A 13,640-nucleotide genomic window follows, 5' to 3' on the forward strand; every position below is an offset into this window, starting at 1 on the left:
CTTAAATACTTATTGTTATATCATTACATTTAAAATCTCATTTAATATTTTCTTAAAGATCATGAATTCCTATGACAAAAGGATAAAAATAAAAACAAGAATCATTATTATTCTCATACTTTTTTTAATATTCATTTTTTAGGTTTAACATGACCTTCATTAAAACACGTAAAAAAATCGTTTCCTCTGCAATTGTTTCATCTTTATCAATGGTGGCTGGATCTGCGATGGCAGAAGAACAGGTGATCCAGTTAGAGACTATTCATCAAGAGGTTAAAGCTGAACAAGCACCTGGCTTAAAAGTAAACCAATCTGCAAACAGCAAATTTGTAGCGCCTTTACTCGATACCCCTAAGTCAGTTTCGGTCATTTCAAAACAGTTAATTGAAGATACACAAGTCACTACCTTAAGTGATGCCTTGCGTACAGTTCCGGGGATTACCTTGGGCGCAGGTGAAGGTGGCAATCCAAACGGTGATCGTCCTTTTATTCGGGGTTATAATTCTGAAAGTTCCATGTATGTAGACGGCGTACGCAACGCCACTTCACAGAACCGTGAAATGTTTGCTGTCGAACAGGTTGAAGTCACCAAAGGTTCTGCATCTGCTATGGGCGGTGCAGGAACGACTGGTGGTAGTATCAACATGATTTCTAAAGTTGCTAAAGCGGGTGACTTTCTAGAAGGTTCGGTCGCTGGCGGCACAGACAATTATCAACGTATTACTTTAGATGGCAACAAAGACTTTGGTAATGGTATTGCTGCACGTGTTGCAGTCATGGGGCATCAAAATGAAAAAGCAGGCCAGAAAGACGGTGCAGAATATAAACGTGCCGGTATTGCACCGAGTATTAGCTTTGGTCTGGACACCCCTACCCGTGGGACTCTAAGTTATTACTACTTAAAAACCGATGACACACCTGATTCAGGTATTCCTTATAACAATCCATTTGCGCTCACAAATGCAAATGTAGGATTGAATGGCAACGGCAAGCCAATTGATATTAAACAAGGTCAATACTATGGCTGGAAAGATCGTGACTTCCAGAAACAGGAAAATCAGTCAGGAACGCTTAAATTAGAACATGATCTGACGGACAACTTAACCATTAGCAATACCGCAGTGTATAACACGTCTAAAAATGATTACCTGTGGACTAACCCGGATGACTCAAGAGGCAACTTCTTACTGAATGGAAATGTCTGGGCACGTGCCAACTCACGTGTGGCAGATACTGATGCTTTTACCGACCAACTTGCTTTAACCGGTAAATTTAATACCGGTATGCTTAAACATAGTTTTAATCTAGGTGCCGAATATTCAGACCAAGAAACTGACCGTACCCAATACATTATCGATGGTGTTAACGCTACAGGTAATGTACACAATGCCTGTAACGCTGGTGATATTACTTCGGGCTGGTGTACTTCGGTACAAAACCCAAACCGTGGGCCATGGACAGGTACATTAAGTACCAATGGTGCCGACCAGTACAATATTCAAAGCAAATCAAAGTCTGTTTATTTCCTGGATAGTATTGAATTCACCCCTCAGTGGCTTTTAGATTTAGGCGTACGTTGGGATGACTACTCAACTGAGCAAACCATGCTTGCAGGTCGTTTTAATACTACGACTCCAGCAGGAAAAATTGTTAAACTTGAAAATGATAAAGACTTTATCAACTATCAAGCTGGCCTGACCTTTAAACCTGTTGAAAATGGCAGTATCTATGCAAGTTATGCAACATCTGCAAATCCAGTCGGCGTAGATGGTGGCGATGGTTCTGAAGGGATTACTGCTGCAATAAATAATCTTAAACCTGAAGAAGTCCGGACCATGGAGTTAGGAACTAAATGGGATGTCTTGAATGATAAGCTCAACCTGACTGCAGCTATTTTCCGCACGGAAAAAACCAATACTCGTGCGACCGGAGATGATGGCACCACAAGTAATATTGGTGAAACTCGTGTCGATGGTATTGAGCTTGGTGTAAATGGCAACATCACGGATAAATGGGCTATATCTGCGGGTTATACTTATTTAGACAGTGAAATGATTGATGGTGGATTTGTAAATACTGCCGCTACAGGTCAACCTGCTGTATATGCGCCAAATCCTAGCAATGGGAACCAAGTTCAAAACGTCGCGAAAAACAGTGCAACCCTTTGGACTACTTATGCAGTAACTCCTGCTTTAACTCTAGGTGCTGGTGCCGTCGCAATGGACAAAGTCTATGGTAATGCTACTAATACCAAGTTTGTACCGGGCTATGTTCGCTATGATGCTATGGCGCGTTATAACGTGAATGAAAACGTTGATTTGCAATTAAATCTTAACAACCTGTCTGATGAACGTTACTTCACTAAAGCCTATTCATCTCATTATGCGACCGAAGCAGAAGGCCGTAGCGCAGTGCTGGCAGTCAACTTTAAATATTAATTCAATGCAACCGCATAGCCTCCTGATGGGGGCTATGTTATTTTTAAAATACGATTATTCAGGGGTTTCCAGTGCTGCATCATATTCCAAATGTACTGAGCAAAGAACAGGTACAATATTTCCGTGAGGAGATGAATAAGATTGAGTGGGTCAACGGCAAGGTTACCGCGGGTACACTCTCTGCAACGGTGAAACAGAATCAGCAATTGCCTGAAGATCATCCACTTACTCATCATCTCAGCAATATTATTCTAGAATCTCTGGGACAGCATCCACTATTTTTATCAGCTGCAATTCCTCTGGACATTATTCCTCCCCTGTTTAACCGCTATGAAAATAATGAATCTTTCGGCTTTCACGTCGATAATTCGATTCGTCGTATTCGCGGGAGCAATGAACGCCTTAGAACGGATTTATCCTGTACGGTTTTCTTGAGTGAACCTGAAGAATATGTCGGTGGTGAGCTGGTGGTCGAAGACACTTACGGTTATCACGAAGTAAAATTGCCTGCCGGTGATATGATTTTGTATCCGTCGACCAGCCTTCATGAAGTCACGCCAATCACTTCCGGTTGTCGAATTGCTTCATTTTTTTGGGTACAAAGCATGATCCGGGATGATGCAGAACGGCATATGCTGTTTAATCTGGATCAGAGTATTCAAAACCTGAGAATGCAGCTGGGTGATCAGCATACAGAAGTCATGAAACTGACCAATCTGTATCATAATTTAATGCGTAAATGGGCTGAACTTTAAAAGATGCCCTGACGTCAATGATCTTTGAAAATCATTGGATTTATTTTTTATTAAAATATACTGCGTTATGGCACTATTGAACGTAATAAATAACGCATTACGTCCAAATCAAGAAAATATAAAATACAATATTTAGAATAAGTGAAAATATTTTTCAATTCTTAAAGTTTATAAGAAAATCTTTATTACCATACGACTAAAATCCATAAAAATAGCAAAAACTTTTCGGGATAAGTGGATTAAACTTTAAATTATAAGTAAGGCATTTAGTGCATTTGGTGAAGCTAAACCACCAATATTTAGACCATATTTCAGGTTTGAACCAGACTGTCACTAAAACCCAATGAATAGACAAAATCTATGCCGCTGACCCACGCACCGCTTTAACCAAGATTACGGTACCCAAGTTAGCATAAGGAGCTCTCTCATGATGTTGGCTGATCCAAGTAAAAAATACCGTCGTATGTATCAACGTGTGGACTTACCAGACCGTCAATGGCCGAACAACGAAATCAATAAAGCGCCAATCTGGATGAGTACCGACCTGCGTGACGGTAACCAAGCGATCTTTGAGCCAATGAACATGGAGCAGAAATTCAAGATGTTCCAGATGTTGGTGAAAATCGGTTTCAAACATATTGAAATCGGCTTCCCGTCAGCATCGCAAATTGACTTCGATTTCACCCGTAAATTGATTGAAGAAGGTCATATTCCGGATGACGTTTATATCGAGGTCTTGGTTCAGGCACGTGATCATTTGATTCAGCGTACCTTTGAATCTTTACAAGGTGCGAAACGTGCCATTGTACATATCTATAACTCTAACTCGCCGACATTCCGCAATAAAGTCTTGAATGTTGATGTTGAGGGTGCAAAACAGTTAGCCATTAATGCTGCACAAAAAGTGAAAGAATATGCCGCAAAACAGCCGGAAACTGAATTCGTATTTCAGTACAGCCCGGAATGTTTTACTGCAACCGAATTAGAAGTTGCAAAAGATGTCTGCGATGCCGTCACTGAAATCTGGGAAGCATCACCGACCAATAAAGTGATCTTAAACTTACCTGCAACCGTAGAAGTTTCAGGTCCACACATCTATGCCGATCAAATCGAATGGATGCACCGCAACATCCAGCGTCGTGATGGTGTGATCATTTCAGTTCACTGCCACAACGACCGCGGCTGTGGTATTGCCGCTTCTGAATTGGCAATTATGGCTGGTGCTGACCGGGTTGAAGGCTGCGTATTTGGGAATGGTGAACGTACCGGTAACGTGGACGTTGCTGCGATTGCCTTGAACATGTATACCCAAGGCGTGGCACCGAATTTGGATTTCTCCAACATCAATGAAATCATTGCGACTGTGGAAGAATGTACCGGTTTACCTGTGCACCCGCGTCATCCATATGCCGGTGATTTGGTGTTTACTGCATTCTCGGGTTCGCATCAAGATGCGATCAAAAAAGGTTTCGAGTTCCAGAAAAACGAAGAAATCTGGGATATGCCGTACTTGCCAATCGACCCGAAAGATTTGGGCCGTGACTATGACGCCGTGATCCGTGTTAACTCACAATCAGGTAAAGGTGGTATTGCCTACTTATTAGAATCTAACTACAACGTGATCTTGCCGCGTCGTTTACAAATTGAATTTTCTCAAATTGTACAAAAGCGTACCGATGAGCAAGGCACTGAAATCAGTGCGACTGAAATCTGGAAGTTGTTCAAAGAAACCTATGTGGATGCTAAAAACGTTCACTATTCTGCGAAAAACTACAAATTGTCGGATGATAACGGCAATCAGGTGATTGAGCTGGATCTTGAAATTGATGGCCAGTCACGCCGTGTTCGCGGTGAAGGCAACGGTCCAATTTCTGCGATTTTGGATGCACTTCAGTTACCGATTGATGTCGTAAACTATGAAGAGCGCAGCATCAGTTCTGGTGCACATGCTAAAGCCTTGGCCTTAATCGAACTTCAGGTGAAAGGTACCGGTAAATCTGCCTTTGGTGCCGGGGTACATGACAACATCGTGACCTCTTCCATTGAAGCAATTATTGCCTCGACCAACCGCCTGATTGATCAGGGTGTATTAAGCACTGATCAGGTGATTGCTGCTGCGGTCTAAACGGCTGTATTAGAATTAGCAATAATTCATAGCACTAAAATGACTTTAGAAGGATACCGGCAAATGGTATCCTTTTATTATTCATACTAAAGATTTAAGGCGAATCCTCCCCGTGTCTTTTCCAGCTGACTCAGTGGGCATTGTTGTCCCACAAAAGTTCCAATTTGAAGAGCCGTTAGAGCTTGAATGCGGTCGCATCCTCCCACGTTTTGAACTGATGGTTGAAACTTATGGCGAACTCAATGCCGATAAGTCCAATGCCATTCTGATTTGTCATGCCCTTTCCGGTCATCACCATGCTGCTGGCTATCATCATGAAGATGATAAAAAAGCCGGTTGGTGGGATTCATGCATTGGTCCCGGCAAAGCCATTGATACGTCAAAATTCTTTGTGGTTTCACTGAATAATATTGGTGGCTGTAATGGCTCTACCGGCCCAACCTCACCCAATCCTGAAAATGATAACCGCCCGTATGGTCCGGATTTCCCACTGGTTACGGTCCGTGACTGGGTCAAAACCCAAGCCCTGCTCTCTGACCGTTTAGGGATTGATATCTGGGATGCCATCATTGGCGGTTCACTAGGTGGCATGCAGGCATTGCAATGGTCAGTGGATTATCCAAACCGTTTAAGAAAATGCGTGATTATTGCCAGCGCTCCGAAACTTTCTGCACAGAATATTGCCTTTAACGAAGTAGCACGTCAGTCGATTTTGTCAGACCCAGATTTCCATAATGGCCGTTATCTGGAAAATGACAGCTATCCCAAACGTGGCCTGATTCTGGCACGTATGGTGGGCCATATTACTTACCTGTCCGAAGAAGCCATGAAGCAGAAGTTTGGCCGCGATTTGAAATCAGGCAAATTTATGTATGGTTTCGATGTTGAATTTCAGGTCGAAAGCTATTTGCGTTATCAGGGTGAACAGTTCAGCCGTAACTTCGATGCCAATACCTATCTGATCATGACCAAGGCACTGGATTACTTTGATCCGTCGCGTGAATATGAACAGTCGCTCAAAAAAGCCATGGCCAATACCCAGTGCAAATTCTTGGTGGTGTCATTCACGACTGACTGGCGTTTTACCCCTGCCCGCTCACAGGAAATCGTGGATGCCTTGATCAGCAATCACAAACCTGTGAGCTATCTGGATATTGATGCCGAACAGGGTCATGACTCTTTCCTGTTCCCTATTCCGCTCTATGTAAAATCTTTGCGTGCATTCCTGGGAGGTGAAGAACACCTGAAAGCAACACCAAAGGAGGCCGTATAATGCGTATCGATCAACAACTCGCTGAAAAGTGGATTAAGCCCGGTTCTAGCGTACTCGACCTTGGTTGTGGCGATGGTGAACTGCTGGCACAAATGAGCAAAAAGCACGATATTCGTGCATATGGATTAGAAATTGATCAGGAAAAGATTGCAATTGCAGTCAGTCGCGGGTTAAATATCATCCAGCAAGACTTAAACCTTGGTTTAAGCCGTTTTGCCGACCAGTCTTTTGACAATGTGGTCATGGCACAAGCTTTGCAGGCTGTAGATGCACCTGACGTATTATTGCGTGATATGGTGCGTGTGGGGAAACAGGCCATTATTACCTTTCCGAACTTTGCACATTGGAAGACCCGGTCTTTCTTGGCAATCAAAGGGAGAATGCCGGTTTCTGAAGCCTTGCCGTATATGTGGTATAACACCCCGAATATCCACTTATGTACATTTCGTGATTTTGAAGCACTTTGTGCGGAAAATAATATCAAAATTATTAATCGACTCGCTGTGAACGGGAATCAAGAAGATAGTTTGCTAAGCAAGCATCTCCCTAATCTATTTGGTGAAGTCGCAATTTATCGAGTGAGCGCGCTATGAAAAAATTATTATTAAGTACGACGCTACTGGCGGGACTTTTTGGCATGCAAGCCCATGCAGATTATGTTGCACCGAGTCCTTCTATTGCCAGTCAAGCGGCTCAGTATTCCATCATGGATATCAATAGTCTGACCAAAGCGGCGAAAGCCGGTCAGGCTGGTGCACAGTTTTATCTGGCCACCAAATACCAGTATGGTAAAGATATACAAAAAGATGAACGACAGGCCTTTGCCTGGTATAAAGCTGCTGCGGATCAAGGTCTGGCAGTTGCACAGCTGAATGTAGGCCGTATGCTGGCAGATGGTATTGGCACCAGAAAAGATGAAGCGCTGGCACGTCAGTATTTTGAAAAAGCAGCTAGCCGTGGCGATAACCGTGCCAGCTTTAACCTGGCAATGATGGAAGAGAAAAAGAAAAACTATATGGGTGCTTACCAGTGGTATGAACTGTCTACCCGTGATGGCATGCTCGACAATAAAGTGATTACCCTTTCTGAAGGCAAGAAAACAGCATTGGCGGCCAACTTGACCCAGGAACAGATCCGTCAGGCGCGTGACCGTGCCGACAGATGGATTCAGGCACAATAAAGCTGAATGGTATAAATAGCACCTTCGGGTGCTTTTTTATTGCCTACAAACCCGCAATGGGAGTTAAAATAGCACGATTGATATTTAGAGAATGAGTGACACATGGCTTCTACAGATTGGTTATCCCAAGGCACACTGGTATTGGCAAGTAATAACAAAGGTAAAATTGCCGAGTTTGAGAAAATGTTTGCGGAACTGCAACTGCCGGTAGAAGTCGTGGCCCAGGGCAAGTTGAATATCGAAGATGCGATCGAAGATGGTCTAAGCTTTGTAGAAAATGCGATTATCAAGGCACGTCATGCTTCTAAAATTTCCGGAAAACCTGCTATTGCAGATGATTCAGGCATTTGTGTGCCGGTTCTTGGAGGCGCTCCCGGCATTTACTCGGCTCGTTATGCCGGCGAGCATGGCAACGATGCCGCCAATAATGAAAAGCTTTTGACTGATCTCAAACCGCTTCGTCAAGATGGTGAAGCGATTGAAGGGATGTTTGTTTGCGTACTGGCGCTGGTCCAACATGCTGAAGATCCATTACCGAAAATTTTCCAGGGCATCTGGAAAGGCGAGATTCTAGAGGCAGCTCGTGGTGAAAATGGTTTTGGCTATGACCCGTTGTTCTGGTTACCGGAACTGGGGATTTCCAGTGCAGAAATGAGCAAGGAAGAAAAGAATAAAATCAGTCATCGTGGGCAAGCGATGCAGCTGTTTAAGAAGAGTTTGGAGAAGTAAGTTTCTCCTCTCATTACCCCCTCTCCCTTTGGGAGAGGGCTGGGGTGAGGGATTTTTAAAATACACCTCTCCCCTTGCGAAACAGCGTTTCTCATCTCCTAAAAGAAGAGGGAAAATCATCCTTCTAAAGCTTTTACATCCTCTCTAACTCTCTCCCTAGGGGTAAGAGGACCTTTTTATGTTTTTTATAATCCAGGCATCAACGCATGCACCACTGCCCCATATAAAGCAATCAAGATCGCGCTGGCCAAAGTTCCCGAAGCAATATATTTGGCGGAATGGCCTGTTCCCTGATAATGGGTTTCCAGTGCCACAATATTGGCTGCAGGCGGCAATAAAAAGAACATCAGCAGTACCGCATAGGTCAGCGTCTGCTGCGGAATAGGTAAATAATAATAAGCGGCAACACACAGCAAAACCGCAACCAGCCCTCTATAAAAAATCAGTTGCAGACTGCGCATTAAATCGAAGCGGCTGATCCGCACATTGCTCAGCCACATTCCCAGCACACACATGCCGCTAAAAGTGACCAGTACTTTATTGGCCTGATACAGTATCTCCACCCAAGCGACTTGCTGCCAGTGACTCAAATCCCAAAATGATAATAGTGCTGCTACTGACAATGCCACCACTGGCGGTGAGAGCAGGACATTTTTTAAAATATAGCCACTATCTTGTCTGGCTTCACTGACTGCCATCACCGCACAGACATTGCCAAACAAGGAACCACCGATGTACAGCGCCACCACGGTACTGGTCGCTTGCGGGCCAAAAACTGCCAGTGCAAAAGGAATCCCCAGCCATGCCCCATTTAAATAACTCAGGCATAAGGCACGTAGTTTATTTTTCAAGGTGAAATAAAATAGGGCAAAGAACAGACAGGAACAGAAAAAGCTGAAGGCAATCAGCCACAAACTGCCCTCTTGGTAAAACACCATGTTGTAGATAATCAGTACTGGAATCAGTACTCGGGCCAATAAAGACGCCAAGAGAGGTCGAACTGGTTTTAAATATTGCACCCCCCAATAACCGATCAGAAAAGACAGGAGGGGAAGAATTAAGGCCATGACAATACTGCTGAGATTTCCATATCAAGCTGTATGCTAGCACAGCTTAGTTTTTCTCAAATGATAGAATTTTTGATCTGAGTGATTCATACCCTGCTACTGTTTCGGCAAACTGTCATCAAAGCGTCACCGCGCTGTCATACAAGCCTGCTGAGATAGGTGCATGAAATATAGAGGATAAAATAATGGCAGGATTATCAATTTGGCATGTGCTGATTTTTGCAATTGTGGTGATTTTATTGTTCGGTACATCAAAACTTAAAAATCTGGGTAAAGACGTCGGCGGCGCGATTAAAGACTTTAAAAAATCAGTCAAAGATGAAGAGGCAGAACAAGCTCAGCTTGCAGAGCCACGCACCATTGATGCTCAGGTCAAAACTCCTGAACATTCGGTTAAAAGTTAAGAGTTCGCTATGCTCAATATTGGAATGACCGAGCTGCTGATTTTCGGGATTATTTCGCTTTTGGTTCTTGGGCCAGATAAGCTTCCGGAAGCAGTACGTTTTGTCGGAACATGGTACGGCAAGATCAAGCGTATGGTGAGCAATGTTCAGAATGATCTTGATCGTGAATTGCGCCTGTCTGAGCTACGTGAACAGATGCAGGCTGAAATGCAGCGGATTCAGGAACTGGAGGCCAAGATGCAGGCACAAGTGGCTAATTTGCAGCAGCCGATTGTAAGCGATGAAGTAAAAATAAAATCGCAAGCTGTCCAGCCCTTGCTCAGCTATCAGCCGGTGATACAGCCTGTATCACCCGTGTATTTACCCAAGCCTACAGCAATTCAAACCGTGATTTCCGAACAACGCTATACAGAAATGAAGGTGGCCGTATGACATCCTTGCCGACCACACCAGCCTCCAATGATGCTGCAGCACTGAACCTCGAACAGATGCCGATTACCCAGCATTTGATCATCTTAAGAAAGCATCTGTTTAAAGTGATTGCTGTCCTGATTGGCCTGTTTTTCTGCTTATTGCCCTTTGCCAATCAGACTTACCAGTGGTTGTCTGAACCCTTACGGGCACAGCTACCTGCCAGCTCAACCATGATTGCCACAGATGTCACTGCAACCTTCATGGCACCTTTTAAACTGAACTTCTTTGTCGCGCTGATGATCGCGATGCCGTTCATCCTGTATCAGCTTTGGACCTTTATTAAGCCTGCGCTCTATGCCAAAGAAAAGAGCTTGGCCTTGCCACTTTTGATCGGCAGTATCGTGCTGTTTTATACCGGTATCAGTTTTGCCTACTTTGTGGCATTGCCCTCGATTCTGCATTTTTTTATCAGTGTTTCGCCGGAAACTGTGGCCCCGATGACCGACATCAACAGTTATCTCAGCTTCTGTTTAAAGCTGTTTCTGGTCTTTGGTTTTACCTTTGAAATTCCCATTATTACCCTGGTTCTGATCTTGATTGGCGCAGTTTCGACACAGACTCTGGTAGAGAAACGGCGCTTTATTATTGTGGGTTGCTTTTTTGTGGCAATGTTTGTTACACCTCCGGATGCCCTATCGATGATCATGCTGGCTGTCCCAATGTGGCTACTGTTTGAACTGGGTTTACTGGCAGGAAAACTGATTGAAAAACGTCGTTTAAAGACCGAATAACAATAACCAGCCAAAACAACAAAAATATCGATTTACTCAGGCAGCTCTTGCTGTCTTTTTGTTTTTAATTTTCAATAAAATACTGATTTATTTAATTTTATTGAAACAATTCTTTCACTTCCCTGTCATTTTTAGCCGTTAATTTACTCATAACCATTTAAAACAACCAAGCACATACTGCTAGGAACAAAATATGACTGATCAAATTGCTTTTAATGATGATTATGACAGCAACACTTCGGGGAACCCAGAATTTCACCAACTGTTTAACCAACAGATGAGTCGTCGCGATTTAATTAAAAAGACGGCTGGTGGTGCAGTAGCATTAACCTTAGCAGCCTCACTTACGGGCTGTAGCGATAATGATGAAGAATCAACTCCGCCAAGCACACCTGCAACACCGAATGAACCAGATTTAACTGCAACACCTAAATCATTAACCTTCAAACCAGTGGATAAAAACACTTTAGAGCAATTTACTGTGGCTGAAGGCTATGATTTTAAAGTCCTACATGCGGTAGGTGATCCTTTACACCCAAGCCTACCTGTATGGGATGAAAACAATATTCCTAGTGGTGTATCCTACGAACGCCGTGTCGGTGACAACCATGATGGTATGACCTTTTTTGGTTTAAATACCAGCAAGCAAAATTTTGATGCGACTGTATCGGACACTGGCTTATTGGTGATGAATCACGAATATTTACAACGTGATGACTTACACCCTCGTGGTAACATATTTGATCAAGATGATATCACTGAAGATGAAGTGATCCGTGAAGTGAACTCTCATGGTGTTTCTATTGTTGCAATCAACAAAAATCCTGAGACACAAGAAATCACGGTCGATTTAAACTCGCCATTTAACCGCCGTATTACAGCAGCAACTGAAATGGAATACCGTGGCCCTGTACGTGGTAATACGTTGGTACAAACAGCATTTAGCCCAGATGGTACCAAAACACGTGGCACCATCAACAACTGTGGTAACGGCTATACCCCTTGGGGCACTTATCTCACCACTGAAGAAAACTTCAACCAATATCTCGCACGTCAAAAAGACACCGAAGGCGGGGATGTACGCGATGCCAATACCGAACATGCGTTAAAACGCTATAAAGTCAATAATGGCGCACGTGGTTATAACTGGCAAAGCATTAGAAATCCACAAATCTTTACGCCAGATTATTTCAGCCGTTGGAACACAGTCATCAGCGGTGCATCGGAACAAGAGGATTATCGCAACTCGATTAATACTTTCGGTTGGATTGTTGAAATAGATCCGTTTGATAATCGTAGTATGCCAGTAAAACGTACCGCTTTAGGTCGCTTTGCTCATGAAGACTGCCGTGCTAGCCGTGCCATTGCAGGTAAACCACTTGCATTCTATATGGGTGATGATTCACAAGGCGAATACATCTATAAATTTGTCTCAGATACTCCGTGGAATCCTACTGATGTCAACGGTGGCTATGCGGCTGGCGACAAATACATGAATAACGGTAAGCTTTATGTTGCGCAATTTGATTTCAATGAAGCAACGGGTGAAGCTAAAGGCCAATGGTTAGAACTCTCTTTGTCTAATCCAAAGATTGCCAACTATGCAGAATACAAATTTGCAGACCGAGCAGATATTTTGGTCAATGCACGTATCGCAGCCGATGCAGCGGGCGCAACTAAAATGGACCGCCCTGAATGGGTTGCGGTAAATCCACATAATGGCGAAGTGTATGTCACATTAACCAATAACTCACAACGCGGTTCAGCACATGTAATTGATGCAGCTAATCCACGCCAATATTCAGATGATGATGATGCAACGAACCGCCTACGTGGCAATATTAATGGTCACGTGATTCGCTTCCGTGAAACAGGCGACGATGTTACTGCAACATCATTTACATGGGATATTTTCCTATTTGGTGCCGAAGCAGATTCAATCCCAGGTGTAAACCTTTCTGGCTTGACGGATGCAAATGACTTCTCTAGCCCAGATGGTATGTGGTTTGATGACCGTGGCGTATTATGGTTACAAACTGACGATGGTGCATATACGGATACAACCAACTGCATGATGCTGGCAGCACTTCCTGGTTCAGTGAGCGATGGTTCTGTACAAACCGCAACAGCGGGCACAGGCACACAAAAAACACCTATGGGTGCGAAGCTCGATGACTCGAAGCTACGCCGTTTCTTGGTTGGTCCTGCTGGCTGTGAAATTACAGGGGTCACTATGACACCTGACTACAAAGCCATTTTTGTAAACGTACAACATCCAGGTGGCACTTGGCCTGCAAACCAAGCTGAACATTTAATCAGTACTGGTCGTGCGTATTCACGTCCACGCTCAGCAACAGTCGTGATTACCCGTAAAGATGGCGGTGTCATTGCAGGTGAGTCGTTAGAAACCCCTAAAGCTTAAACCCTGAAGTGACCTAAAAAATGCCGACATCTGTCGGCATTT

The 13,640-nt window shown here is 43.7% G+C and carries 12 protein-coding genes; 11 read left to right on the forward strand and 1 reads right to left on the reverse strand.

The features are described from left to right. The first annotated feature begins 149 nt into the window (after positions 1-149). The 7 genes from NI470_RS03280 to rdgB all read left to right on the forward strand — a co-directional run bounded on the left by NI470_RS03280 (position 150) and on the right by rdgB (position 8,500). Positions 150-2,438 carry a TonB-dependent receptor gene (locus NI470_RS03280; RefSeq protein WP_253147713.1) on the forward strand — a complete coding sequence of 763 codons (2,289 nt, stop codon included), beginning with the start codon at positions 150-152 and terminating at the stop codon, positions 2,436-2,438. Between the two features lie 71 nt (positions 2,439-2,509). Next, complete coding sequence (locus tag NI470_RS03285; RefSeq protein WP_005261773.1) at positions 2,510-3,193, forward strand: Fe2+-dependent dioxygenase; 684 nt, start codon at positions 2,510-2,512, stop codon at positions 3,191-3,193. 427 nt (positions 3,194-3,620) lie between these two features. Beyond that, positions 3,621-5,318: a 2-isopropylmalate synthase gene (gene leuA, locus NI470_RS03290; RefSeq protein ID WP_005250679.1), complete on the forward strand. Its 1,698-nt coding sequence runs from the start codon at positions 3,621-3,623 to the stop codon at positions 5,316-5,318. A 112-nt stretch (positions 5,319-5,430) separates the two neighbouring features. After that, on the forward strand, positions 5,431-6,591 hold the full coding sequence (metX, locus tag NI470_RS03295; RefSeq protein ID WP_213686424.1) for a homoserine O-succinyltransferase MetX: 1,161 nt from the start codon (positions 5,431-5,433) through the stop codon (positions 6,589-6,591). Further along, complete coding sequence (metW, locus tag NI470_RS03300) at positions 6,591-7,184, forward strand: methionine biosynthesis protein MetW (protein ID WP_004278415.1); 594 nt, start codon at positions 6,591-6,593, stop codon at positions 7,182-7,184. The genes metX and metW overlap by 1 nt, the downstream gene beginning before the upstream one ends. Further along, positions 7,181-7,771, forward strand: a complete 591-nt coding sequence (locus tag NI470_RS03305) for a tetratricopeptide repeat protein (RefSeq protein ID WP_044111888.1) — start codon at positions 7,181-7,183, stop codon at positions 7,769-7,771. The genes metW and NI470_RS03305 overlap by 4 nt, the downstream gene beginning before the upstream one ends. A 102-nt stretch (positions 7,772-7,873) precedes the next feature. Further along, positions 7,874-8,500 carry an RdgB/HAM1 family non-canonical purine NTP pyrophosphatase gene (rdgB, locus tag NI470_RS03310; RefSeq protein WP_253147714.1) on the forward strand — a complete coding sequence of 209 codons (627 nt, stop codon included), beginning with the start codon at positions 7,874-7,876 and terminating at the stop codon, positions 8,498-8,500. Positions 8,501-8,685: 185 nt separating this feature from the next. Here rdgB and NI470_RS03315 read toward each other — a convergent pair whose 3' ends face one another. Continuing rightward, the gene (locus NI470_RS03315) at positions 8,686-9,567 is read right to left on the reverse strand and encodes an AEC family transporter (protein WP_253147715.1); all 882 of its coding nucleotides are present in this window, start codon (positions 9,565-9,567) and stop codon (positions 8,686-8,688) included. Between the two features lie 185 nt (positions 9,568-9,752). Between NI470_RS03315 and tatA the strand changes: the two genes are divergently transcribed. From tatA to NI470_RS03335, 4 genes are all read left to right on the forward strand, one after another. Continuing rightward, complete coding sequence (gene tatA, locus NI470_RS03320) at positions 9,753-9,971, forward strand: Sec-independent protein translocase subunit TatA (RefSeq protein WP_005245949.1); 219 nt, start codon at positions 9,753-9,755, stop codon at positions 9,969-9,971. A 9-nt stretch (positions 9,972-9,980) separates the two neighbouring features. Continuing rightward, complete coding sequence (gene tatB, locus NI470_RS03325; RefSeq protein WP_005245947.1) at positions 9,981-10,403, forward strand: Sec-independent protein translocase protein TatB; 423 nt, start codon at positions 9,981-9,983, stop codon at positions 10,401-10,403. Continuing rightward, entirely contained in the window at positions 10,400-11,176 is a 777-nt protein-coding gene (gene tatC / locus NI470_RS03330) for a twin-arginine translocase subunit TatC (protein WP_253147716.1), read from the forward strand. Before tatB ends, tatC begins: the two co-directional genes overlap by 4 nt. A gap of 193 nt (positions 11,177-11,369) precedes the next feature. Next, positions 11,370-13,598: a PhoX family protein gene (locus NI470_RS03335; RefSeq protein ID WP_005107927.1), complete on the forward strand. Its 2,229-nt coding sequence runs from the start codon at positions 11,370-11,372 to the stop codon at positions 13,596-13,598. The last annotated feature ends 42 nt before the right edge of the window (positions 13,599-13,640 follow it).

This window comes from Acinetobacter lwoffii (assembly GCF_024129115.1).
GTDB lineage: Bacteria > Pseudomonadota > Gammaproteobacteria > Pseudomonadales > Moraxellaceae > Acinetobacter > Acinetobacter lwoffii_T.